The organism is uncultured Arcticibacterium sp., assembly GCF_964021845.1.
Lineage (GTDB): Bacteria > Bacteroidota > Bacteroidia > Cytophagales > Spirosomataceae > Arcticibacterium.
The window spans coordinates 84025-109142 of sequence record NZ_CAXHZC010000007.1; the positions used below are offsets into that span (position 1 = coordinate 84025).

General features: G+C 37.7%; 20 protein-coding genes and 1 tRNA gene. 9 read left to right on the forward strand and 12 right to left on the reverse strand.

All coding sequences use genetic code 11. From position 1 onward, the window contains the following. Positions 1-15: 15 nt before the first annotated feature. The 7 genes from AADJ06_RS17965 to AADJ06_RS17995 are packed head-to-tail and all read right to left on the reverse strand — an operon-like array spanning position 16 to position 3915. The gene (locus AADJ06_RS17965) at positions 16-783 is read right to left on the reverse strand and encodes an oxygenase MpaB family protein (protein ID WP_341227876.1); all 768 of its coding nucleotides are present in this window, start codon (positions 781-783) and stop codon (positions 16-18) included. Beyond that, positions 780-1160 carry a DUF2809 domain-containing protein gene (locus AADJ06_RS17970; protein ID WP_341227877.1) on the reverse strand — a complete coding sequence of 127 codons (381 nt, stop codon included), beginning with the start codon at positions 1158-1160 and terminating at the stop codon, positions 780-782. Before AADJ06_RS17970 ends, AADJ06_RS17965 begins: the two co-directional genes overlap by 4 nt. Before the next feature lie 7 nt (positions 1161-1167). Beyond that, on the reverse strand, positions 1168-1941 hold the full coding sequence (locus tag AADJ06_RS17975; RefSeq protein WP_341227878.1) for a ferritin-like domain-containing protein: 774 nt from the start codon (positions 1939-1941) through the stop codon (positions 1168-1170). A gap of 50 nt (positions 1942-1991) precedes the next feature. Further along, positions 1992-2285 (reverse strand): transcriptional regulator, encoded by a 294-nt coding sequence (locus AADJ06_RS17980; protein WP_341227879.1) that lies wholly within the window; start codon positions 2283-2285, stop codon positions 1992-1994. Continuing rightward, positions 2282-2911: a hypothetical protein gene (locus AADJ06_RS17985; protein WP_341227880.1), complete on the reverse strand. Its 630-nt coding sequence runs from the start codon at positions 2909-2911 to the stop codon at positions 2282-2284. The genes AADJ06_RS17980 and AADJ06_RS17985 overlap by 4 nt, the downstream gene beginning before the upstream one ends. 4 nt (positions 2912-2915) lie before the next feature. Next, positions 2916-3281 carry a diacylglycerol kinase family protein gene (locus AADJ06_RS17990; protein WP_341227881.1) on the reverse strand — a complete coding sequence of 122 codons (366 nt, stop codon included), beginning with the start codon at positions 3279-3281 and terminating at the stop codon, positions 2916-2918. Continuing rightward, positions 3268-3915 carry a DUF1361 domain-containing protein gene (locus AADJ06_RS17995; RefSeq protein ID WP_341227882.1) on the reverse strand — a complete coding sequence of 216 codons (648 nt, stop codon included), beginning with the start codon at positions 3913-3915 and terminating at the stop codon, positions 3268-3270. Before AADJ06_RS17995 ends, AADJ06_RS17990 begins: the two co-directional genes overlap by 14 nt. A gap of 305 nt (positions 3916-4220) precedes the next feature. Here AADJ06_RS17995 and AADJ06_RS18000 point away from each other — a divergent pair, with 305 nt between their 5' ends. After that, on the forward strand, positions 4221-4736 hold the full coding sequence (locus tag AADJ06_RS18000; RefSeq protein WP_341227883.1) for an acyl-CoA thioesterase: 516 nt from the start codon (positions 4221-4223) through the stop codon (positions 4734-4736). Positions 4737-4886: 150 nt separating this feature from the next. Continuing rightward, a tRNA-Arg gene (locus AADJ06_RS18005) sits at positions 4887-4958 on the forward strand. A 214-nt stretch (positions 4959-5172) separates the two neighbouring features. Here the strand turns inward: AADJ06_RS18005 and AADJ06_RS18010 are convergent. Beyond that, positions 5173-5952, reverse strand: coding sequence for an alpha/beta hydrolase-fold protein (locus AADJ06_RS18010; protein WP_341227884.1), 780 nt, complete (start codon positions 5950-5952; stop codon positions 5173-5175). Positions 5953-5960: 8 nt separating this feature from the next. Next, positions 5961-7067, reverse strand: coding sequence for a Zn-dependent alcohol dehydrogenase (locus tag AADJ06_RS18015; RefSeq protein WP_341227885.1), 1107 nt, complete (start codon positions 7065-7067; stop codon positions 5961-5963). A 148-nt stretch (positions 7068-7215) separates the two neighbouring features. On the opposite strand from AADJ06_RS18015, the gene AADJ06_RS18020 reads away from it, so the two are divergent. Continuing rightward, positions 7216-8037: an AraC family transcriptional regulator gene (locus AADJ06_RS18020; protein ID WP_341227886.1), complete on the forward strand. Its 822-nt coding sequence runs from the start codon at positions 7216-7218 to the stop codon at positions 8035-8037. A 187-nt stretch (positions 8038-8224) separates the two neighbouring features. Here the strand turns inward: AADJ06_RS18020 and AADJ06_RS18025 are convergent, their stop codons facing one another. From AADJ06_RS18025 to AADJ06_RS18035, 3 genes are read right to left on the reverse strand one after another with little or no spacing between them, the layout of a single operon-like run. Next, positions 8225-10006, reverse strand: coding sequence for a RagB/SusD family nutrient uptake outer membrane protein (locus tag AADJ06_RS18025; protein ID WP_341227887.1), 1782 nt, complete (start codon positions 10004-10006; stop codon positions 8225-8227). A gap of 45 nt (positions 10007-10051) precedes the next feature. After that, positions 10052-13174 (reverse strand): TonB-dependent receptor, encoded by a 3123-nt coding sequence (locus AADJ06_RS18030; RefSeq protein ID WP_341227888.1) that lies wholly within the window; start codon positions 13172-13174, stop codon positions 10052-10054. 39 nt (positions 13175-13213) lie between these two features. Then, entirely contained in the window at positions 13214-14764 is a 1551-nt protein-coding gene (locus tag AADJ06_RS18035) for an arylsulfatase (protein ID WP_341227889.1), read from the reverse strand. A 188-nt stretch (positions 14765-14952) separates the two neighbouring features. Between AADJ06_RS18035 and AADJ06_RS18040 the strand changes: the two genes are divergently transcribed. From AADJ06_RS18040 to AADJ06_RS18065, 6 genes are all read left to right on the forward strand, one after another. Beyond that, positions 14953-16551 carry a hypothetical protein gene (locus AADJ06_RS18040; protein ID WP_341227890.1) on the forward strand — a complete coding sequence of 533 codons (1599 nt, stop codon included), beginning with the start codon at positions 14953-14955 and terminating at the stop codon, positions 16549-16551. A 184-nt stretch (positions 16552-16735) separates the two neighbouring features. Further along, on the forward strand, positions 16736-18394 hold the full coding sequence (locus AADJ06_RS18045) for a sulfatase-like hydrolase/transferase (protein WP_341227891.1): 1659 nt from the start codon (positions 16736-16738) through the stop codon (positions 18392-18394). A 99-nt stretch (positions 18395-18493) separates the two neighbouring features. Further along, positions 18494-19744 carry a family 43 glycosylhydrolase gene (locus AADJ06_RS18050; RefSeq protein WP_341227892.1) on the forward strand — a complete coding sequence of 417 codons (1251 nt, stop codon included), beginning with the start codon at positions 18494-18496 and terminating at the stop codon, positions 19742-19744. A 97-nt stretch (positions 19745-19841) separates the two neighbouring features. Further along, the gene (locus AADJ06_RS18055; RefSeq protein WP_341227893.1) at positions 19842-22133 is read left to right on the forward strand and encodes a sulfatase-like hydrolase/transferase; all 2292 of its coding nucleotides are present in this window, start codon (positions 19842-19844) and stop codon (positions 22131-22133) included. Between the two features lie 56 nt (positions 22134-22189). Further along, the gene (locus AADJ06_RS18060) at positions 22190-24052 is read left to right on the forward strand and encodes an FAD-dependent oxidoreductase (RefSeq protein WP_341227894.1); all 1863 of its coding nucleotides are present in this window, start codon (positions 22190-22192) and stop codon (positions 24050-24052) included. Then, complete coding sequence (locus tag AADJ06_RS18065; protein ID WP_341227895.1) at positions 24049-25101, forward strand: hypothetical protein; 1053 nt, start codon at positions 24049-24051, stop codon at positions 25099-25101. Before AADJ06_RS18060 ends, AADJ06_RS18065 begins: the two co-directional genes overlap by 4 nt. Positions 25102-25118: the final 17 nt, after the last annotated feature.

Sequence of the window (25118 nt, forward strand, 5' to 3'; positions counted from 1 at the left end):
ATTTTTATTAAAAAGTCACCCCTTTATTTCAGGAGTGTTCAAGTCCATAATTCTTTGTGTATAAACTGCAGGTAAAAGCATCTTTAAAAGGTAATTGCTCAAGGATAAAAACTTTGTAACTCTATAGGCCGCTATCATAGGGAAAATCGAAATTGGTCTAGCAAAGCCCAACAATGCTCGCACGCTAATTGGCATCATGCCTTTTTGAGCCTCCAAAAGAAGCCAATATCTTAACGGTCCTAAGCTTCTTTTATATTGACCGTATAGGTCTATACTTAAATCACTTTTCACCAAATTGCTTTCGAGGTGTTCCTTTCTGCTAATCAGCCAATCGGAATATGTATTTGGCAAAGCCTCTAATTTCATCCTTTGCCCCAGTCTATAGAAAACATCAAAAACCTCCTCTTTTTCTTGAAGATTTAATTTTCTTTGAAGCAACTCAAAAGCGGCAATGGAATAATAAATAAGCATGTACAAAACATCCCTAAAGGCCCATTCGGGAATTTTCATGCCTCTGGCATTTTCAACCTGCCCATGAATTTTTACCATTTTGTCAATGGTCTTATTGGCAGTTTCTTGATCGGAGAAAAGTATGTCTTGGGAATAGTTCACGGTGGAAAACAGCCTACCAATGGGGTCTTTCGGGAGTTTTCCAGTAAAATAGAGCCAGTCAATAGACTTATTTAAAGAAAACTCGGCTGCCGCACCCGCAAAAATAAAGAGCAGGGTATCTGAGCTTCCCCAGATTTCTCTTACAATAGAATATTTTGCTACAAAATTCATTTTGACAGCTTTAGTTTTGTGTAGTTTTCTACAAGTAATACTAGGCCAATTCCTAAAGTATAAGCCAAGATATCTTCCCAAGCGAACGATGTTCCTAAGACAATTCTGAAGAACTTATTGCTATGCAAACCAGACGATTCCAAGAAATTGAAATATTGAAGTGTCTCTACTAAATAGGATAGCAACAAACTAAAAATTGCAGCTGCTTTGACAGGCATACTGAATATGCTCTTCAAACCCAAGTAAACAAAAATGGAGGCTAAGAAATCTCCGAAAAATGGGCGAATAAAACTGTCATGCACATAAAGTGCGATAAATACCTCGACCAAAAGAATGGTTACGAAGAGCAAGAAATAATTTAAACGAAATGTAAACATTTTGATATTATGAATTTTTGGTAGCGAGAATAGGCTGAAAAGCGGGGCTTGTTTGCTCGTTACGAGCGGTGAAAAGAGTATGATTAATTTTATCAAACTTGAATTTAGCCTTGGCTAAGTAAGTCAAGAAAGAATAGCCGGCTTTACTAAAAACTTTACGATGACCAATCCACACCGCAGAGCTTATACCATAGAAAAAAGCATGATAAACAAACTTCCGAGTCCATTTCTTCCAGAGAGTATTATTATCTAAATAGGTAGCTAAACGCTCCGTTTGGAATTTGATATGAGCAGCTTCATCTATAAGAATATCTTTGCAAATAATTTTTAATAGTGGGCAATTAATAGTTTTACGAACTGCCTCATAATATAGCTGTGCGTAGGTTTCCACTATGAGTACAGTAATAGTCCATATTTCTAGGCTGGTATTAATTCCTCTCACTTTTCTGAAAAAATGGTCACCCCAGTTAAAGCTTATCCGACTTTCACCAATCAAGTCGAGGTATCTTCCTAGGTTATTTCCATGCTTTTGTTCCTCCTTAATAAAAAGCTTGACCGCATAGAGGTAATCGTAATCTTGAATCTTATCGGCGTATACTTTAGTGGCCTTTATTAAATTATGCCCTTCTGACGTTTCGCCTAGCTGCCAGGCCTTAAGCGATTTAATAATCACTTTTCTTTCTTCAGTTGTCACTTTGGGCTCAATTCTCCAGTCGATACGTTTCTGGGTCGTATTCTCTTGGAAATATTCCAGCCATTGTTTGGTTGTTCTTCTCTTCATTTTATATATTTAAAAGTACTTTGTTTTTCAAAGTACAGGTATAAAAAAATTTAAGTGTTCCTTTTTATCAAAGCTTCTAAGACCGCCAAATGCTCTTCAAAAGCTGCTCTCCCACTTTTCGTAGCACTATAAGTGGTGTTTGGTTTTCTCTTGACAAACTCCTTTGTTACAGAAATAAACTTAACCTTCTCTAGGGCTTTTAAATGCGTGGCCAAATTTCCGTCAGTCATCTCCAATATCTCTTTGAGTCCAGTAAAATTGATGGTATCATTTACCATCAGTACTGACATAATGCCTAGCCTGGCCTTATTCTCAAAAGCTTTATTGAATTTGTCTAAATTCATGCCTTCCTGTCGTATTTATAGTACATACTTACGCCATACACTATATGTAAAACGCCAAAACCAATTGTCCAAAAGAGCAAAGAATACCCCGCAACAAACAAAGCGAAAAGACCTAATAATACTTCGCACAAGCCAAGCGAGTAAACGTCTCTATAGGTATGTTGTGACGTATTTATAAGGGCCAATCCATAAAATACAAGGGTGGTAGCGGGTACCAAACGCACCATTCCATTCAGCACTAAAGCAATGGCAAAAACACCTCCAACTAAAAGTGGAATAGCTAAGCTTACTGCGAGTTTTCTAGACAAAGGATTCCAAAGCTTTTGATTCGATTTTCTAGTTTTTCGCCATGTCAAAAACAAACCTCCTCCTATGGCCAAAACCAATGTAGCCACCGCCAAAAGAAATAAAAACTCCAAATAGCTAGCGTCGGTACTTCTATCAATATAAAAGCCACTTAACTTATAAGAACCAACAGCGTTTACCTTTTTTAGGTATAATACACCTGCTGAAAGTAAAGCTACTGCTCCCGCAAAGATGCCCGAAAGGCCACTTAGCGAAATAAACTTGGAAGACTTTTCCATCAGGCTTCTTATTTCCTTCAGGTCATTTAAATGTTCTTGCATTGTGCTAAAAATAAAGGGTTATGAATCTATTTCCTAAAATCAGAATTGCCACTGCCACGGCTACTACAGCCACTATCAAAACTCCAGCTGCCGCTACGTCTTTTACTTTGCCAATTTTTTCATTCCAATCTGGAGAAACGACGTCACAAAGAATTTCCAGAGCTGTATTGAAAGCCTCAGCAGAGAAAACTAAGCCTATTTGTATTATCAATATTGCCCATTCTATTCGCGATACTTTTAGCCAAAAACCACAAATGAATACCAAAACAGCTGCAAGGAAATGAAACTGAAAATTATTCTCACTTCTCAGCAAATGACTAAAGCCCTTACTGGCAAAGCCAAAACTTTTAACCATTTTATTGATATTCATCTGGCTGCACTTTTAAGATTCTGAAAGAAATATACAAAACAGATAAAACCAATGTAAAAACCAGCGTTAGTTTAATGGCCAAAGGGTTGAAGGCTTCGTTAAGCGAGCTTTGCAAGAGAAAAACGGGATTGGTAAATAAATCCCAAGAATTAAATCTTGAAAATCTGCCTAGATAAATCCCAAACCCACTCAGCAGAATACTTATAAATACTGTTACCCATGCCATAAGTACTCCCCAATACTTTTCAAACAAATAATGAACAATACTCAAAGAATAAATCCCAAGAATTAGTCCTGTCATGGCAGTCATAAAAATACCTAAGGAATCAAACCACCATAAAGAAGCTGTCAGATGATTTAAATGCACCAAATCAGTAATAATATAAGGAGCATTAGGAAAGAAGAGTAGCCAAAAACCCAAACTCAAATAAAGCAAAATATGGTTTTCTTTTTTCGAATATCTCCTAGCAATAAGTGCAAAGAATAAAGGCACCCATGCCAAAAATAAATTCCAAACTAAACCAAAACCAAGCATCTCACTAGTTAAGAGAAAACGAACTAAAAAAAGTGTGAAACAAAGCCCAGAAAGTATTAAAAGACTCTTTGTTGACCGACTGATGTAATGTTTTTTCATTTATTAAAAGTACTTTGAAATGCAAAGTAGAATCAAAAAAAGAACATTACAAAACTTATTTCATGAAAAATAAAAGCCCCTCTGATTTCTCAGTAGGGGCTTAAGTGGTCATCTAAAAGGGGTTTCAGAAAATTTGACCACATAATCAATCAAAATAATAATCTTTAAACCCGACGGTTTAAAAGTTAAAATCATTTTTAAGACGAGAAATACCTTCATGGTCACAAATAATAATGGGTTTGCTGTAAAATCTTTAGTTCCTCTTTTATAAATCGGGTAGATTTGCACCAGAAAACAACAAACGTATGCCCAAACCAAAGAAAGTCTCTGAGTCTTTAGCTATCAATTCTCAAATGATCATGCCGAATGATACCAACACATTAGGGAATCTGATGGGCGGAAATTTGATGAGAATGGTGGATATAGCGGGAGCTATTTCTGCTCAAAGACATTCTAACAGAATTGTGGTAACAGCATCCATTGATAATGTTTCTTTTGAAAACAAAGTACCGCTAGGAGACGTAATTACTTTGGAAGCCAAAGTCACAAGAGCGTTTAACACTTCTATGGAAGTCATGGTCAAAGTCTACTCTGAAAACATACCAGCGGGTACTCGAATTCAAACGAATACTGCTTTTCTGACCTTTGTCGCTGTAGATCAGTCTGGCAGACCTATAGAAATAGCAGAAGCTATTCCCGAAACAGAGGAAGAAAAAGATTTGTTTGCGGCAGCTTTAAGAAGAAGACAATTAAGGTTAGTTTTAGGAGGTAGAATGAATCCAGAAGAAGCCAATGAATTAAAGGCTATTTTTGGGCTTTAAAATCACTTAAATTTGTGGTAATTAATAGAGCAGAGAAAAAGTAATTTGGCTCCGTACCTGCCATTCAATGCGTAGAAGCGGTTCGCCGCCCGTTCAGTTTAAGGTACCCTTGATAAGGGTGTTAGAAATAGGTAGAGAAGAAAGTAATTTGGCTCCGTAGTTCAATGGATAGAATGAGGGTTTCCGGTACCCTTGATGAGCGTTCGATTCGCTCCGGAGCTACTTTTTAACTTAATAAAAACGGCTCTAGAGTTAAATGGATGGAAGCGGTTCGCCGCCCGACTGACCGCAGCCCAAAGGAATGCCTCCCATTCCATTTCTGGTACCCTTGATGAGCTCAACTTTTTGCCTGTTGGCAATCAGAGATTCGCTTTGGAGCCATTAAGCAAACTACTCGATAACATTTCTTCTCAATCTTTAAAATTTCAACAGTTTTTTATAATTGTTTTGCAAAAAACTGAAGTGTTTCTGCAATATTCTCTTTCCAATACTCCCAAGTATGTTCCCCTTCATAGGTGTAAAACTCATGGGCTATCTTGGCCTCTTTTAGTTGCTCATGTAAGGAGACATTTCCTCCGTAAAGCGTATCCTTACTACCACAGTCAAATCTAAATGGAGCCAGTTTTCTTTTATTTTCATCAATAATATCAAAGACCTTTTCCTCTTTAATAACAGCTGCTTTAAGAGCATCAAAATCTTCAACAAAGTGCTCAAACTCGTCAAAAAAGGTAATGGAAGACAAGCCGCTGAAAGCTTTAAATACTTCAGGATATTTAGCTCCAATTCTCAAAGCACCATAACCTCCCATAGAAAGCCCGGCAAGAAAAAAGGGAGAAATCTCGCCCACCTCTTGAAATTGTTCTTTGATTAATTCTGGCACTTCATGAGAAATCCATTTCTCATAATTCGCTGTATGATGCGGCAAATAAGCACTTCCATCTTGAAATAAACCATCTGATGGCATTACCAACATCATAGGAGGCAATTCTCCTTTGTCTATTTTTTGTTTTAAAGTTAGGTGCACTTCGGCTTTTAAACTCCAAGCCCAGTGACTGCCATACACGCCATGAAGTAATATCACTACTGGTAAATTTTCAAACTCACCAGCTGGCTTATACACCGAAACATCAACGCGATTTCCTATGGCTTTACTCTTAACGGTAAAATGTTCTATGCCGTTATTTGAGCCGTTTTCTACAGTAAAAAAAGTTTTCATATTCATCATCAAAAAACAAGTACGCCTTTCGCATTTTTACCAGCTAACATATCATCAAATGCCTGTTTTAAATTTTGTAAGGGGTATGTTCTTGTTACCATTTCGTCAAGAAGCAAGTCGCCATTTTTATAGAGGTCAATAATTTTCGGGAAATCAATTTGTGGTCTAGCTTTTCCATATAAAGGATTGATGTAGAGCTTATCCCACTCAAAAAGATTCATATCAATACTAATCTCTTCCTCAATACCACTCACCTGTACAGCAGTGCCCGCGTTTCTAATCATAGCCAGCGGAGCTGCCCCTAAAGAGGGAATGGCTGTACATTCGAAAGCAAAATCTGCCCCTCTTCCGTTACAAAGCTCTTTTACTTTTTCAGCAGCTTTTAATAATACTTTATCTTCCTTATCAGCCAAAATGGTGTGCGTTGCTCCAAACTGTTTTGCCAGTGCTAACCTTTCCTCTTTTATGTCAATCGCTATAATTTTTGACGCTCCAGATACTTTTGCCCCTTGGATAACATTTAAGCCTACACCACCAGTGCCTATGACAGTTACCGTACTTCCTGGGCTAACTTTGGCAGCATTAATAACTGAACCATAACCAGTCATAACGCCACAGCTAACTATAGCCGCACTAGGAAATGGAACATCTTCCATCGTCACCACACATGCTGCTTCCCTTACTAAACTAAACTCCGCCATAGTACCCAGTGCAAACGAACGCTCTATAGCTTGACCATTAAAAGTAGTGGCGTTTAAAGTAGCATGTCCACCAGCAAGAGCATTACCAGCAGTAACCGCAGAGTTTTCTTCACATATATGTTGATTACCCTCCATGCATTGAAAGCATGAATAACAGGGAATAGCCCAATTTAGAATGACATGGTCTCCCACTTGAAGGTTTTTAACGTCAGGGCCAACTTTGTGAACAACACCAGCCCCTTCATGACCCATTACAATAGGCTTGCCCCAGCTTAAAGAATCCCAGTCTGTATGACAAATACCCGCCGCTTTCATTTGTACCAGTACCTCGTCACCTACAGGGTCTTCAATATTGATAGTCTCAATAGAAAAATCTCCATTTCCTAAAGCGATTGCTGCTTTTGCTTCGGTCATTTTTGTTCAATTTTATGTTTAAATCCTCGATAGCCCATTTCAAACCTTTACAAAGGTTATTTAATTTCGAAGTAGTTTTTTGGTGTTTCTTTTCAAAAAATTGTCTTATTTTATCTCCAGACAAGCATTATATAACAATCGATGCAAAATGAAGGCAGTTTTAGAGCATATTAGTCCAAACAACAATCATTCTGTTGTATACCGAGAACTAGAACTTCCAAACTTTGATTCTCCATTCCATTATCATCCTGAGTGCGAATTAACACTAATAGTTAAGGGTAAAGGGACAAGGCATGTTGGAATTAAAATGGAGGAATTTCAGGAAGGTGAATTAGTTTTCTTAGGACCTAATTTGCCACACTGCTGGCTTGATATACCAAAATCAGATGGTGAATTTGTAAAATCGTATGTGATTCAGTTCAAGCAATCCATTTTTGAAAATACCTTCTTTCAGCTTCCAGAATTTAAGGAGGTTAAGAAGCTTTTTTCACTTTCAAAGGCGGGTATCAGGTTTGAGGGCAATCACAGAGAAGCAATAGAAGGTATTTTCCAAGCTGAAAATAATCAACGCATATTAGGTTTGATGACTCTTTTTCTGGAACTGGCATCTCAACCCTCAAAAACCATTTTAGATATTGTTCCTTCCCAAGGTACTAGCCCAGATCGTTTTCACTCTGTTTTTAGTTATATCATAGAACATTTTAGAGAAGACATCTCTCTAAATGAAGTTGCCGAAAAAGCCGGTTTAACGCCGACTTCCTTTTGTAGATACTTTAAAAAGACTACTGGTAAAACGCTATTTGAAGTAATTTTAGATTACCGACTAGAGGCTGCTGCCCAGCTTTTGGCGTCAAGCTCCATGAGAATAAATGAAGTCGCATTCGAATCGGGTTTTGACGATATCCCGTATTTCAACAGAGCCTTCAAAAAGTGGAAAGGAGTAAGCCCAAAAGTTTTCCGGAAAGGGTAGAATTTCTTAAGAAGAGTACCAAAATTACAATGAATTAACTCATAATTTTCGCTATACCTCCAAATTTAAAATACTGACTTTCTATACAATAATATGATATTCTCACACTGCTCATAAAAGAAAGTCGCTGAAAATATTTCCAGCGACTTCTTGTTTTTAGATAGAGTATTTAATTAGTAACCAAGCATTATTGGTATCCTGGGTTTTCAACCAAATTAGGGTTGTCAGCTATTCTCCCAAGACCTAGAGCGTAGTAATAATTCCTTTCTTTAAAAAGCCTTATTCTTCCTAAATCTCCATCGGCTAATTGAATAGTATACATTCCCGTATCATAATTGTATCTAAAATGGGTTCTATGTTTTTGCACATTATCCAATTCTTCAACGGCCGTACGCCATCTTCTTAAGTCCCAGAACACATGCTCTTCAAAAGCAAGTTCCACTCGTCTTTCTTGACGGATTTTGTCTTCCGTAATTTGATTTGCAGTCAAAGCTGGCATTCCAGCTCTATCTCTGATTTCGTCATTTAATATACTAGCCATATCTCCATTTGGGTCACCTAAATAGAATGCCGCTTCTACATAGTTTAGCATCACTTCTGCCAATCTAAAGATGATGATGTCTGTACTAGAACCCACGCCGTCTGGGGTAGTTGGGTTTATTCTCTTTCTGATTAGCATGCCTGTAGGGTTACCACCAACATGTCTTGGGTGCCCAGCACCAGGCCATCCGTCAGAACCAGGAATTGTGAAGCCCTGTGCTGTAGAACGCTGCACAGTTCCAGAAGCATCTGTATAGTCTGTACTTCTATGGAAATATACTTTATCGCCTTTAAAAGCTGTACCTGGGTAAAAAATGGAAGCCCTCATTCTTGGGTCTCTTTGTTCAAAATACCATTCTGGGTCAATTGGTGTTTTGTCATCATACATAGCTCTATCTACTTTACCTGAAGTGCCATCTATAAAATCGAAATTTTCTAATGTTTCCATATAAACAGGATAATTAGAGTTCCATGCAAAACCAAATCCAGCGGGTGTTCCTGTTATATCCCATGCATGAGATTTACCAGCAGTTTGATCATACTTTTCTGCTAAAATTACTTCAGTGTTGTTAGTCTCGTCTATGAAAAGATCCATGAAGTTTTGAACCTTATCATCACTTTTTCTATAAAGTGAAAAAGGCCCGTTCTGCATAATTTCCTTTGATGCCGCCAAAGATTTCTGATAATACGAGTTGGCTTCTCCAGCAGAAAATCCTAGTAGACCATCTAACTGAACTTTGCCAAAATTTGCAACACTAGCAGCATACAGCATGGCTCTACTTTGTAATGCCAATGCTGTCCATCTCGTGATTCTACCATCATTATCAGCCACAGCAGGTAATATGGCTGTAATTTCATCCATTTCGGAACCTATGAAGTCATAGACTTCTTTTTCAGAATTACGCGTAACAAATAATTCTTCAGGAGTGGCGTCAATCGATTGAGCCTCTGTTAAGATAGGTACGCCTCCAAATCTTTTCACCATTTCAAAATAAGCAAAGGCTCTAATAAATCTAGCTTCAGCACTACGAACACTCTTATAGTCAGCACTTAACTTCTCAGAATTATCTAATCCTGTTATGTAAACATTTGCTTCTCTAATAAGTGCATAAGGCCAATAGTCAATTACACCCGCCCCAGTTTCATTAAAGTCGGTATTCATAACTTGTCCGAAAGGCGATTGCCATGGGGCAAAGTTTCTAGCCTCAGCACCTAAAGAACCTATTAGGTTCATTTCAATATTGGTGCCTCCACTGGTAATGCTAAATAAACTTTCCTCATATAAATTTGCCAAGAAGGCATTTGCCAAATTTTCATCAGCGAATACAATATCCCCGGAAATAATACCTGTAGGTGTTAGTTCGAAAGGGTCTTCGCAGGAAGTGCTAAAAATTAGCAAACCCGCAAAAAGTATAATAATTTTTTTCATCTGTTTAAATTTTTTAATGATTTAATACAATGTTTGTTCTCTAAATTATAGGCCTAATCTCAAACCTATAGACTGCGATTTTGTAATTGGGACATTATATCCTGTTCCTCCTACAGATGGGTCAAATTCTGGGTCAAAAGAATTGGAATAAAAACCTAGATTAGTCAAAGTGAAAATATTTTCGGCAGCAATATAAATTTGGGCACTTTCTATACCCGCTTTAGCCAAAAATGAACTAGGTAAATTGTAAGACAAATTGACATTCTTAAGTCTTAGGTAATTCACATTTCTATAATAGAAATCTGAAAATTTACCATTGTTACTTCCTGGAGCTTGGGTAGCAGCTGGAAGAGAAGCATTAGGGTTAATATTTACCCCCGGATTGTTAGGGTCTGGCTGCCAACGATTTTCAAAGTGATAGGTTAATGGAGTTGATCCATTACTAAACATATCTCTAGCATAAGCAGTAATAGCCATTCCGAACCTAGAAGCTCCTTGAAGCAAACCACTTAGCCTAAAGTTGCCATAGTCTATGCCAATATTCATTCCATACATTAATTCTGGAATACCTGCTGCAAAACCGATTAAATCTTGATCTCTAAAATCAATTTCTCCATCATCATTCAAGTCTTTGTATTTGATATCTCCTGGTCTTAAAGTTGTATTTCCATTACCATCTTGAATGATTTGATGAGAATCAACCTCTTCTTGTGACATGAAAATTCCATCAGAAACATACCCAAACCTTCTGTTCACCCAATTGCCGTCTAGGCCATTAATTCGTTGCAAATCGGGGTCAGTAAAGTTTTCTTGACTTTTAACCTCTAACCATTTCGATTTCGCTATGGAGAAGTTTGGTGAAAGGTCAAACTTAAATTTGCCAACATTTTGTCTGTAATATGCAGACAGCTCTATACCTCTGCTATCTTGACTATTGATATTCACCACTGGTAAAGCAGCTCCAAAAGTAGAAGGTACATCTTCAATGTTTACATCAATAATACCATCTCTCTTTCTATAGAAAAGCTCGGCTTCTAAAGTCAATTTACCATTAAGAACAGATGTTTCTAAACCTAAATTATACATGGTAAGTACTTCCCAACTGAGGAGTGGATTTACCAAACCTCTGGTAGAAATTCTTGGAAAACCAGCACTTTGATCAAATATGTAAATTCCATTTAGATCATAACCTGTTAAGTAATCAAAACCCGTTAATCCATCTGCGGTGTCGTCTCCTAATTGAGAATATGCTAATCTAAGTTTTAAGAAATCAACTACTTTATTTGATTTCATAAAACTCTCCTCCGACATTACCCATGCTGCCGAAAAACTAGGAAAGTATCCCCATCTTGTTTCAGGAGCAAAAAGCACATTTCCATCCGCTCTAAAAGTAGATTCAAATAAGTATTTGTCTTTGTAACCATAGTTAAGTCTACCTACTACTGATTTTCTTCCAATATCAGAACCCGAAAATCCATAATTGAATTGTTGATCTGTAGACCCAATGAACAGCTCAGGAATAGCGGTAGAAAGAAGCTCCCTTCTGCTTGCAGAAAGACTATTGAATTTCTGGGTGGTTTGCTCAGCAATTCCTAAGATCTTGAAACTATGGTCATTTACTTGTTTAGCATATTCCAGCGAAATCAAAGGATAAATTTGATTTCGTCTATACTGTGAGTCAGATATAGTTGAAACAGGGTTTTGCGTTCCTTCTAGTACATAGGTATCTGATGCTGGCAAGTATTGATATAGTTCCGCTGGTTTAGTGAATTGTTTTATGGCACGGTCATACTGTTGGGTATTAATTTCCGCTTTTGCCGTTAATCCATCAATGAATGGCACCTTAAAAGTTAAACCAAGTTTACCACGGAAAAGGTTCTCTGTTCTGTCCCATGTCCCTCTGATAGATCTTGTACTTGAAGTTACAGGGTTTCTTTGAGAGAAACCAGTGTAAGGATAGCCTATTGTAGGATCTGGGAGTTCTGTTGGTAAGATTGGTTGGGTAGTCGACAACTCTGTCCACAGGTCGCTCAGGTTTGGTACACCTGATATCGACCTATTGGTTTGCTCTGTTCTATAAGATAAATCCAGGTTAAAACTAAGATTTTTATTGATTTTAGCATCTATATTAGAACGGGCATTTATTCTGCCATAATCAAAATCTCTTGATCTGAAATAACTCTCTTGGTCTGTTAAACCAACAGAAGTAAAGTAACTGATGTTTTCGCTACCTCCAGAAACACTTAGATTGTGCTGCGTCATAGGAGCGTTATTCTTTATTAATGCATTTACCCAGTCTCCCCCTTCGTAATTTGGAACTCCGTCTCTGTATTTCTGTTGCTCCTCATCATTAAAAGTAAAATCATATCCGTTTCCGTCCATTAAATCAGCTTCACGAAAAAGCTGAACATATTGTTCAGGATTTACTTGTTCTAAAAACTGAGCGGCTGATTGCGATGTGTAACTTCCGGCGTAAGAAATTCTTGCTTTACCAGTCTTACCACGCTTTGTTGTGACTAGAACAACTCCATTACCCGCTCTAGCACCATAAACAGCCGCAGCAGCATCTTTTAATATCGTAATACTTTCGATATCATTAGGGTCAACACGGCTAAAGTCCATTTGAACACCATCCACCAAAGTAAGTGGAGGTTTGGCGAAACCTCTGATACGAATTTGAGTATCTTCTCCGCCTGGCAAACCTGTACTTTGGCGAGTCATTACTCCCGGAACTCTTCCCCCTAGTAAATTTGCCGTATTAGCCACAGGTACAGCAGTCAGCTGCTTGTTGTCAATAGCTGCTACCGCACCAGTAAGCGTTGACTTTTTTGCTTTCCCATAACCTACCACTATTACTTCGTCTAAAACAGAGCCTTCTTTTAGAGAAATGTCTATTATTTTTTGATTAAGTATAGCTACCTCTTGGCTATTGAATCCAATAAAGCTGTACACAAGTGTTGAGCCTTTGGCAGCCCCAATTTCATACTTGCCATCTACATTAGTCATAGTACCCGTGGTGGTACCTTTTACTATCACATTTACACCCACAAGGGCTTCGCCTGTTTCGTCAGTGACCATTCCACTGATTTTATCTTGAGCATACAGCTGGTTGCCAAATAGCAGTGCCGTAAAAATCAAGAACAATTTTACATGTCTAAGTTTATTCATTGTATTATTATAGGTTAATTGAAAATACTTTTAAAAAAATCATTTAAGTTCTAACTCTTTTATCGTGTGGTTCAGACTTCCTCTTTCTTCTTGAAATCTTGTTATAAGTTCTTGTAAGATTTGGGGTTCAGAAAGTGCCAAATTTACCTTTTGTGTAGGGTCGGTGTTTAGATTATATAATTGATAGTCAGAATCGTTTCCTAACTCAATATTTACTTGCTTATTGACCTTCGCCCCTTTATAAGGAGGAATCATAGCCCACTCTTTATGTCTCAATGCCGTTCTAGATGTAGCTTCTACTATGAGACTTTCTCTGCCAGTGACAGATTTTCCCATTAATGCGGGTAGTAAGTTTTGACCATCTTCAATATTAGCCTCTACACCCGCCAATGCGGCTAAAGAATTCAATAGGTCTAGTTGAGACACAAGTGCATCAGAAGTTTTGGGTTCTATTTTCCCTTTCCAATAAGTGATAAATGGCACATGCGTACCCGCATCAAAAAGGCTGTACTTACCACCTCTTAATCCGCCAGAAGGAGTATGGTCGGCTATGAGTTCATCTGCTTGGTCAAAGTAACCATCGTTTAAAACAGGACCATTATCACTGGTGAAAACAATGATCGTATTTTCTAATAAATTTTCTTTTTCCAGCGAGGCATATAATTCACCAACTACCCAATCCGCTTCAAGGATAACATCACCGCGAGGTCCCAAACCGGATTTACCAACAAATCTTGGGTGTGGAGTACGAGGCACATGAGGCTGCTGTAAAGCATAATACAGAAAGAATGGGTTTTCTCTTTTTTCGCTTAAGTAAGATTTTACTTTATCTAAAAATGTATCTGCCATATCCTCATCACTCCATTTGGCAGATTCTCCACCTTTCATATAGCCGATTCTTGGTATGCCATTTACTATGCTATTATTATGGCCATGGTGCCATTTCATTTTCAATAGTTCTGGGTTTTCTACTCCCGTAGGCTGGCCTTCAAAGTTTTTTTGATAGTTGACTTCAATAGGGTCATTAAGATCTAAGTTGTCAACTTTTCCATTTTCGATATAAACAGTAGGTACTCTATCTTGGGTGGCAGCCAAAATGTAAGAATAGTCAAAACCAACTTCATTGGGTCCTGGTGTAATGGTTTCATTCCAATTAGTTTCACCATCACCCAAGCCTAAATGCCATTTCCCGATTATAGCGGTTTCGTATCCAGCCGTTTTTAAAACTTTAGGGATAGTTTGCTGAGTCTGACTAATAATTAATGGAGCTGTTCCTGGCAATATTTTGGCATCACTATTTCTCCATGGATAAACACCCGTTAGTAATCCATAACGACTTGGTGTACACGTAGACGAAGTGGCGTAGCCATTTGTAAAACGAATGCCTTCGTTAGCTAATATATCAATGTTTGGAGTTATAAGCTCTGTAGCACCATAACTACTTAGATCGCCAAAACCCAAATCATCCAAGTAGACGATAACAATATTGGGTTTAGTGCTTTTTTCCGAAGACTTACATGAGAATAAGCAAACTGAAATTGCAATAATAGAGAAGACAAGTGTGGTGATATTTCTTTTAAATTTTATCATTATTCATTTTTGAGAGAGGAACTCTTTTTGTTAAAGACATGCAAATCTTGCTATTATATCCAGTTATATTGCTATTTTAGACCTTAACAAAAACTTAACAAAAAGGAATAAATATGTATTCTATGACGCTAATTGCTCATTTAGATATGTACTTACCGCTTTAAAGTCTAAATTTTATTAAAAAATATATGCTTAGAGTTTTAATCATCTTGTTGTGGATTTCTTTCTTTAACTCAACGATTGCGTCATCTCAAAATCTAGAGGAGAAGGTAGGTTTTACAGACTCGACAAACCCTTATTCTGATAGCCTTTATTCAGCAAATTTAAGTGGCTATGAAGCCGCAGTTTCTCAAAACGACACGAACAAACAGATACAATGGCTTCTAAAAATTGCTCATTTTTATGGAAGCCAGGCAAATTATAAAGCCTCTTATGACAATTTATGGAAGGGACTTTTAATAGCTGAACAAGCTAATAACCTTGAAGGCATCTCAACAATTAACTTAAGAATTGGAAGACATTACGGTTTTTACGGAAGAAAGAAGGAAGCATTAAAATATTTTCAGAGGTCTATTGATGCTCAAATGACTCGAATAAAAGAAAACTCGCAAAGTCCTTCCATTCTAGCTGAAAACTACCATAATATTTGCTCCTTTTATAGAGACTTCGATGATTTACCAATGCAAAAGCAAAGCTTAGATAGCAGCAAAAAATACATTGATAAAGAAAGGAGTGAAATCCTAAATGCAATGCTAATAATGGAAGAAGCAGTTATACTAACTAAGGATAAGGAGTTCACCAAATCAAAGGCTCTTTTTAAGCAAGCTTACCCTATTATAAATGAGCAATTAAAGTCATATCTCGTCTTATTTGAATTTTATGAAGCAGTTAACCTTCGCCATTTAAAAGAAACCAAAAAAGCTGAAAGTAAACTAAAAAATGCCTTACGAATTGGGTATAAATACAACGCACATTTAGACTTCATACCCAAAATATATAAGGAACTTTCAAATATTTATTTACAAAGGGGTGAACCTGAAAAGGCAATTGAAATGCTCAATAAAATGGCTAATGTTAATTTCGATTTTTTCGATAGCCGAAGTGAAAGAAACAAGTCATTGCTTGAGATTCAAGATGAACAAAGAAAATACATAGAAGAACAAGAAGCAGAGATACAATTAATCCGTTTTGAAGAAATGGAGAATACCGGTAAAATCCTGTTTTTCCAAAGAGCTCTTTTAATTTGTGGAATCCTTTTGCTTGGATTATTTGCCTTTTATTATGTTAAGTATTTGACAAAAAAATATCGACTAGAAAAGGAGCTGGCAAAAAAGAAACAAGAAATGGAATTTGAAAAAGTCCAAGAGGTAATTGAATTGAAAAATAAGGAGCTTGCTACTTCTACGCTAAAACTTATTGAAAAAGACGAAATTGTGGAGGAGTTTGGTATTGTTTTGAAAAGTAAAAAGTGGGCAGCTGAACCAAGATTCCTGAAGAATTTCATTAGGAACTGGGACTTAAATAGAAATAGAAACTGGGAAGAATTCCAAACGCGGTTTACCTCAATAAATAGCAGTTTTTATAAACGATTGCACTCAAGTTACCCCAACCTTACTGCCTCCGATGATAAATTATGTGCTTTGATTAAATTGAAACTCTCCAGTAAAGAAATATCAATGCTATTAGGACTTTCAAATGAGAGCGTACATACCAAACGCTCTCGATTACGCACTAAATTGGGACTTGACCGTCATGTAAATTTGACGGAATTTATAGGCAAATTCTAGTATAATTAGCATTGTTGATAGTAAAACATCAATCGATGTAGTTCTAAGGCTTAGTCTAGATTTTATTTAGAAAAAAGAGGGTCAGTCTTTTTGTATGGTAATATCCTATTATACCATGATAACATATCGGTTGTAATACCTTTTGATAGTTAGGTTCTTTGATAAGACATTAACCCTTAGTCTTATGAATAAAATAATCTACGTACTTACAGGCCTACTGTTTGCCAATTCTACCTATTCCCAACAGCACGAAAAACCAAATTTTGTATTCATATTGACAGACGACCAGTCTTATGGTTTGATGGGGCATGAGGGAAACGAAATTGTCCAAACCCCCAACTTAGACCGACTGGCAAACGAAAGCACGGTTTTTACCAATGCCCATATCACAAGCGGAATTTGCACACCAAGTAGAATCTCAATTTTGCTAAGCCAATACGAAAGAAAACATCAGGTTAATTTTAATTCAGGTACTAGTGTCTCGCCGGAAGCTTGGGAACTGTCTTACCCTATGGTGATGAAAAAAGCAGGCTATTATACCGGCTGGATAGGTAAAAACCATGCACCTATTGGAGACGGAGGCTATGAAAGCGGATTAATGGATAAAAGTTTTGATTATTGGTATGCTGGCCACGGGCATTTAGGCTTTTACCCAAAAGACAGGCACAAAATTTTTAAAGGGGCTAAGCATAACACACAGGTTGAGGTAATAAACGAAGGTATTGACGATTTCCTAAATGACTCCAATGAGGATAGGCTAGAAGGTGCGGTTCACTTTTTAAAAGAAAGACCCAAAGAACAGCCATTTGTACTTTCGATTTCTTTAAACCTTCCACACGGAGCCGGAACCAGTTCTATGAAAATTAAGCCAGAAGATGATGAAATTTACAGAACACTCTACAGAAATAACGAGATCTCGATGCCTCCAAACTACATAGCAAAAAAAGATATAAAGACCCCTAAACTGCCCTCAGAATTACTAAGAGCAGATGACCGTCAAGATAGTTATAGTTACGCTTACACTCCTGAAGAGAATCGGGAGCGAATTATTAGAGAATCACAAGCTGTCACCGGGATAGACAGATTAGTAGGTAACATTAGAAAAACGCTAAAAGAACAGGGACTTGATAAAAACACCGTCATTATTTTCTCCTCAGACCACGGACTTTTTCATGGAGAACAAGGCCTTGCCGGAAAAGCTCTTTGTTACGAAGTAGTAACCCACGTGCCTTTAATTATTTATAATCCTTCCCAAGCCACTCACCTAAAAGGACTTAAACGAGATGCCTTGGTACAGAGCATTGATATTCCTGCCACCATGCTGTCCCTTGCTGGAATAGAGCAACCTGAATCTTTTCAAGGAAAAGATATTTCAGGGCTTTTAAATGGTCAAGAAAATGGCGTTCGTGAATACATTTTCACAGAAAACTTATGGTCTACACAATTTGGAAACCCTCGATGTGAGGCCGTTCAAAATAAAGAATGGAAGTATATCCGATATTATAAAAACGAAACTTTTTCCGCCTCAAAAAAAATAGAAGCTGCTGATTTCTTTGGTATCAAAACCAACAAAATACTCTACGCCGTCCATGATTTGGACATGGCCATTTACCGCGATTTTGTGGAAGCTCCTTTAAAAGGGGAACAAGCGGTTTATGAAGAGCTGTACCACTTAAAAACAGACCCATACGAACTTAATAACCTTATTTCAGAAAAGTCAAACCAAACAGTTTTAGCAGAAATGAGGCAAGCCTGGAAATCAGAGATAAAGAATGCCAGGGGCACTGAACGACCTAAAGTTTTAAGATATACGGTTGAAAGCCATAGTGCAGGTTCTTACTAAAATTCTTGTTTCCAAAAATCAAATTTAAAAGAGAGACCTAATTCCATCACTTCTAAATAAAGTACAACACTATAAGCAAAGCTCAAATAATTGAACAACATGAAAAGAACAGCACTCATCTTAATTCTTGGAAGTGTATTAACGACTTTCAATGTCAATAGTACTTTTAGTCAAGACGGTTTTCCTTACATACTACCTAAAGACAAACCAGACAGAGAGATGAGTGCAGCCGTAGAACGCATTTATACCAACTACGCTGCCCCAAAACCGGAAAACAACGAGGTTTTCAGCCAATTCAAGTACACGGAGGTAAAAGGTTTTGACTATAACAATGCCGACGGGACTATTACCAGAAGAGACCCGTCAAAGGTGATTTTTGCCAATGGTAAGTATTATGTTTGGTACACTCACCGAGAAACTTCCACACCTCCACAGGGTGCCCAAAAATCAAGCGATGTTATTCCTTCTTCTGATTGGGATTTAGCAGAAATTTGGTATGCTAGTTCTACAGATGGTTTTACATGGAAAGAAGAAGGAGTTGCTATCAAAAGACCCGAGAAACCTCTAGTAGGCTGGCGTTCGGTCACCACACCTGACATTTTAGTCTGGGAAGGAAAGTACTATTTATACTACCAAGGATTTATGGAAGCCAGCGGAAAACGAGGAGATGACTGCCCTGTGGCCGTTTCTTATGCCGACTCTCCCGATGGACCATGGACTCCATATCATAAAATAGTAGTACCAAACGGTGCGGAAAACGAATGGGACCATTTTTCTATCCATGACCCTTACCCATTAGTGCACAATGGTAAAATATACCTTTATTATAAATCTGATTTTGATAAAAACCCTAACTGGGTCAGAATGCAGGGCCTCGCTACGGCAGATAATCCTTTAGGACCTTTTACCAAACATCCCTTAAACCCTGTAATAAGTTCAGGACATGAAACATCCTTATTCCCTTTCAAAGAAGGAATAGCAGCACTAGTATATAAAGATGGAAACGAACATAACACTGTTCAATATGCCGAAGATGGCGTAAATTTTAATATTGCCGCCATTACAGAACTTATGCCATACGCTGCTGCACCTTATATTCCCGATGCATTTACAGATACAAAAGATGGCCGTGGTATTACTTGGGGCTTAGCCCATTTTATAAATCAAGGTGGTCGAGGGAAAACCCACTCGGTGCTAGTAAGGTTTGATTGCGATTTAAGTCAAGACTTACATGATGAAGAAATGAAAGAGCACCGTGTAAATCATAAACCAGATGTATTCTACAGGCAAAGCCTAAGTAAAAAGCAATTAGATAGAGTAAAAAAAGAAAACGCCAAACTTAGAAATTGATACAAATAGCGTCACCTCATTTACAATTGAGATAATGCCTTTTGTTCTAATTATTTATCCTTAGATACCTAAAACTATTTGAAAGAAAAAACTCCCTATGCAAAAAATAAAACTTAGAGTTAAAAATAAGCCACTCATCCTCTGTGGTCTCTTTATAATCTACTTGTTTAGCATCTCTTCGTTTGCCCAAGAGCCCACCGTAGACAAAATGCCAAACATTATCTTAATTATGGCCGATGATTTAGGTAGAGAAGCACTTGGTGCTTATGGCGGTACATCTTATAAAACTCCCGTTTTAGACAAAATAGCTTCAGAGGGGGCTCTTTTTGACCATGCTTACGCTTATCCATTATGCACTCCTACACGTGTGAGCTTAATGACGGGGAAATATAATTTCAGAAACTGGAAGGCATTCGGAATTTTAGACCCCAATGAAAAAACGATAGGCCATTTAATGCAGGAACAAGGCTATAAAACCTGCATGGTAGGAAAATGGCAACTCCAAAGTTATGACCCTCCTGGCTTTCCCGGCTCAGACCTACGAAGAGGAAAAGGCATGACTCTAGAAAATGCCGGTTTTGATGAATATGCCATGTATCACACTGCTCATACGGAAGACAAAGGGAGTCGTTTTGCTGACCCAATGATTTACAGTGATGGTGATTTTTTAAAAGATACGCATAACAAATACGGTCCAGATGTTTTCGTAGATTTCATTAATGACTTTATAGCCAAAAATGTAAAACAACCCTTTTTTGTGTATTACCCAATGGCTCTTACACATCCTCCGTTTAATATCACGCCAGATAGTAAAACTTGGGACGATGCCAGCCAAAGGCTTTTGGTAGACAAAGCAAACTTTGGAGACATGGTGGAATACGCCGACAAGCTCGTAGGTAAAATCATTAAACAGCTAGAAGACTTAGGTGTTAGGGATAATACATTACTTATTTTTTATACAGACAATGGTACCCATCAAAGTATTGTTTCTATGAAAGGAGCAAAGGCCGTGCAAGGAGCCAAAGGTGAAATGATTGACAATGGCACTAGAGCACCCTTAATCTTAAGTTGGCCAGGGAAAATTAACGCTCAGAAGTCTGACCAAATGGTTGCTCCTAGTGATTTTATTCCAACCATTTTTGATGTAATTGGCCGAAATACACCCAAAGGTTTCTATACGGACGGCAGTAGTTTTTGGCCAGAAATCTTGAATAAAAAAGAAGATTTTAATCGTAGAGATTGGGTTTTAATAGACCACAACCCAAGACCAGGCTGGGACAAAGAAAGCATCATGCCTTCCAGATTTGTAAAGGGAAAGCGGTATAAACTGTACGACGACGACCGCTTTTACGACATAAAGAATGATGAACTAGAGCAAAATAAACTTGTTAAGCTTTCGGGGGATAAGCTTAAAATAAAAAAGAAGTATAGCAAGATTTTAGATTCTTTAAGAGCTTATCGAACTTTTGGTGAGCTTAAAGTTTTTGACCCTAGTTTTTATAAAACGGTTCCTGCACACACTAAAATTGAAGTTTTGGGTGAAGGCTTCACTTGGATAGAAGGGCCAGTATGGGTAGAAAAAGAGCAAGCACTGTTGTTTTCTGATGTGCCAAGAAACGTCATTTATAAATGGACAGAAAGCAAGGGCATAGAATTGTTCTTAGAGAAATCTGGCTATACAGGCACAAAAAAAGGCTCAGGCAGTAATGGCCTTGCGGTAGACAATGATGGTCAATTACTTATCTGTAGAGATGGCGACAGAGAGATTGCCCGTTTGATTAGTTCTTATGCTTATCCTATTCCGGTTTTTCAGACTCTGGTAGATAATTACCAAGGAAAGCGTCTTAATAGCCCCAACGATGTAATAGTCGACAAAAAGGGAAACATCTATTTTACAGACCCTCCTTATGGCATGGACCCGAACATTAAACCAGACCTAGACTTTTATGGAGTATATAGGTTAAATCTGGACGGAACGGTAGACCTTTTAGTTGAAAACTTAAGTAGACCTAACGGCCTTGGGCTCTCGCCTAATGAAAGTAAACTTTATGTGGCCAATTCGGCCAATTCACAGTTTATGGTTTACGACTTAAAAAAAGAAACCTTCCCAATGAAAGGGAGCTTGTTTTTTGATGCTAAAACCTTAGTAGAAGAGAGCCGAAGCAAGCAACAACCAGACGGCTTAGACATAAATAAAGAAGGTATGATATTTCTAGCTGGGCCAGATGGCGTGTTGCTCATTGACCCATCGGGAAAACATTTAGGTACTATCTATACTGGTAAAAAGACCTCAAATTGTGTTTTATCTGACGACGAAAAAACACTATACGTCACCTGCGACGACTATATTTTGAGAGTTGTTTTAGGATATGCATACAAGAAGAAATAAATTCAAAACAAAATGTAGAGGTCAGCTTCTTACATGCCATTAAGATTCAACCCAAAATGAAAAAACTAGTATTCCTTCTTCTCTTTAGTCAGGTCAATACCTATGGACAAAAAAACACCACCGTATTTATAGAAACCGAAAGTTTTGAGAACAAAGGCGGATGGGTGATTGACCAACAATTTATGGATGTCATGGGGTCTTCCTTTCTTATGGCACATGGCATGGGCATTCCTGTAAAAGATGCTTCTACCAAAGTAACATTCCCTAAAAAAGGGAAATATCGTGTCTATGTTCGTACCCTAAATTGGTCTTCTCAATGGTCACAGGCCGAAGCCGCAGGGCAGTTTCAATTGGCCATTGACGGTATACCTTTACCTAAAATCTATGGGAAAGACCATGCAGAATGGGCTTGGACAGACGGAGGTGAAATAGCTATTTCGAATAAAGAAATCACTCTTTCTCTTAAAGACTTAACTGGCTTTAATGGCCGCTGCGATGCCATTATTTTCACGAATGACCCTGACTTCAAACCCATTGAAGACGTCAAAGAATTAAGTCAGTTTAGGAATGATTATTTCGGATTTGATGATAATCCTAGAGATGCTGGTGAATTTGATTTTGTGATCATAGGAGGTGGTATGGCTGGTACTTGTGCCGCTATATCTGCTGCTAGAAATGGTGTAAAAGTGGCTCTCATTCAAAATAGGCCTTTGCTTGGAGGGAACAATAGTTCGGAGGTGCGTGTACATTTAGGCGGACGTATAAACCTAGAACCTTATCCAGCCCTAGGAAACCTAGTCAATGAAATAGGGCCGGATGAAGGCGGGAACGCCCAACCAAAAAACTATTATGAAGACGACAAAAAACTAAATGCCGTTTTAAACGAACCTAATATTTCTCTTTTCTTAAATCATCATGCGAACAAAGTAGAAACCGAAAATGGTACTATCAAAAAAGTATTTGCGACGAACATTGAAACGGGTGAAAAAGTAATTTTCAAAGCACCGCTCTTTGCCGACTGTACCGGTGATGGTACCATAGGACTTTTAGCAGGTGCAGAATTTATGACTGGTAGAGAGGCTAAATCTGTTTATAATGAACCTACCGCACCTGAAGTAGGTGATAATCTTACAATGGGTGCATCTGTACAGTGGTTTTCTGAAAAGAAAGATGAGCCTGTGACATTCCCTGATATAAAATGGGGCATGGAGTGGGACGAAGCGAAATCTGAGGAAATTACTAAAGGAGACTGGGAATGGGAAACAGGTATGGGTTTAGATATGACGCTAGACTTTGAGCAAATTAGAGATTACGGTATGCTAGCCGTTTATTCTAACTGGTCTTACCTTAAAAACAAGTCTGTAAATAAAGAGAAGTTTAAAAATGAAAGCATCCGCTGGGTAGCCTATATAGCTGGTAAGCGAGAATCTGCAAGGCTAAAAGGTGATTATGTATTGATAGAGCAAGATTTGACAGAACGCCGCGTATATCCTGACGGCACAGCACCTACCTCATGGACCATTGATTTACATTATCCAGACCCTGAAAACTCGAAATTATTCCCTGGGGCTGCGTTTAAGTCTATTGCGATACATACCAAAATTTACCCCTACCCTATTCCTTTCAGATGCTTGTATTCTAAAAATATAAATAATCTGATGATGGCTGGCAGAGACATAAGCGTATCACATGTGGCATTAGGTACCGTAAGGTTAATGCGAACAGGCGGAATGATGGGAGAGGTTCTTGGCATGGCAGCTTCTGTATGTACCAAAGAAAATACTAATCCAAGAGGTTTGTACCAAAAGCATTTTGACCAATTAGAAGCCCTTATGATAAAAGGTGTAGGGAACCCAAATATTCCTAATACACAAGACTATAATAGAGGTGGAACATTAATGGAAACTCAGGATAGATGAAACTGTTCTACTCTATTATCTTATGCCTCTTTTGCTCTTCTTTTTTGAGATTTGACCATCAAGAAAAAGGCGATCTTGAGGTTAACATGGAAAATGGAGGCAGTTTTAAAGTTACTGCTTTAAAAGACAAACAAGGGCTACTAGACACATACAGAGCCAATATAATAGCTCCTGTGTGTGAAGATAGAGTTTGCTATGACGTCAATCTTATTTTCAACTGGAACTTGATTGGTGAATTCATTGACTTTGAAATTCTTTCTGGCGAGCCTTTGACCAAACTTGACCATATTCCTTTTTCACCAAAAGACTATCAAAGGCTTCAAAGTATTCTAAGAAATCAAGATTTGAACTTTGTCAAAATACCTGCCGAAGAATTAGTAGTCAAATCTGACAAGCCCAAATTAGACGGCTACTCTGGAGCCACTAAAGAAACCGTAAAAAAAGAGGTAATAGAAGGAGCACTTTATACTTGTTATACGCTCTGGCATGTAGCAAATGGTGCCGTAGTAGACTCTATAAAAGCTCATACAAGTGCTGATTTAGACAAAAACCTTGTTTCCAAGATGATAGGCCAAAAAAGCCAGACAAATAATTATTTCCTTATTAACCGTTTAGATGAAGCCTCTTATAGCGAAAATATTGACGCCATTTTAGGCTTAATGGCAGAGAGTAAAGGCTACTTCAGTAAGAATGCCTTTGAAAAGATTCCTGAAACACTTTTTGAGTCCAAGTCGGTTCAGAATTATATAATCAACAATTACCAAGAACTAGATTATTTCACGCAAAAGGCTATTCTTAAAAAGCTTGAAAAGGTTAAACACCATTCTGAGCTCAGCGAATTTCTTATTAATGAAATAAGCCTTGACAATACCTTTCAAAATCAAAAGCTGGTAGCCTTAATACTTCGTCAAATAGATAAAGAAGTCTTCGCTGAATTATTGACAAAGCTAAAAGATAATCAGATTCCTATATCAGACGAAAACTTTTTTGAAATAGAAAAACGAAATGAAAACGATAATTTCAATCTAAAAACACTGGAAAAACTTTAGCAAGTGGAAGAGTTGCA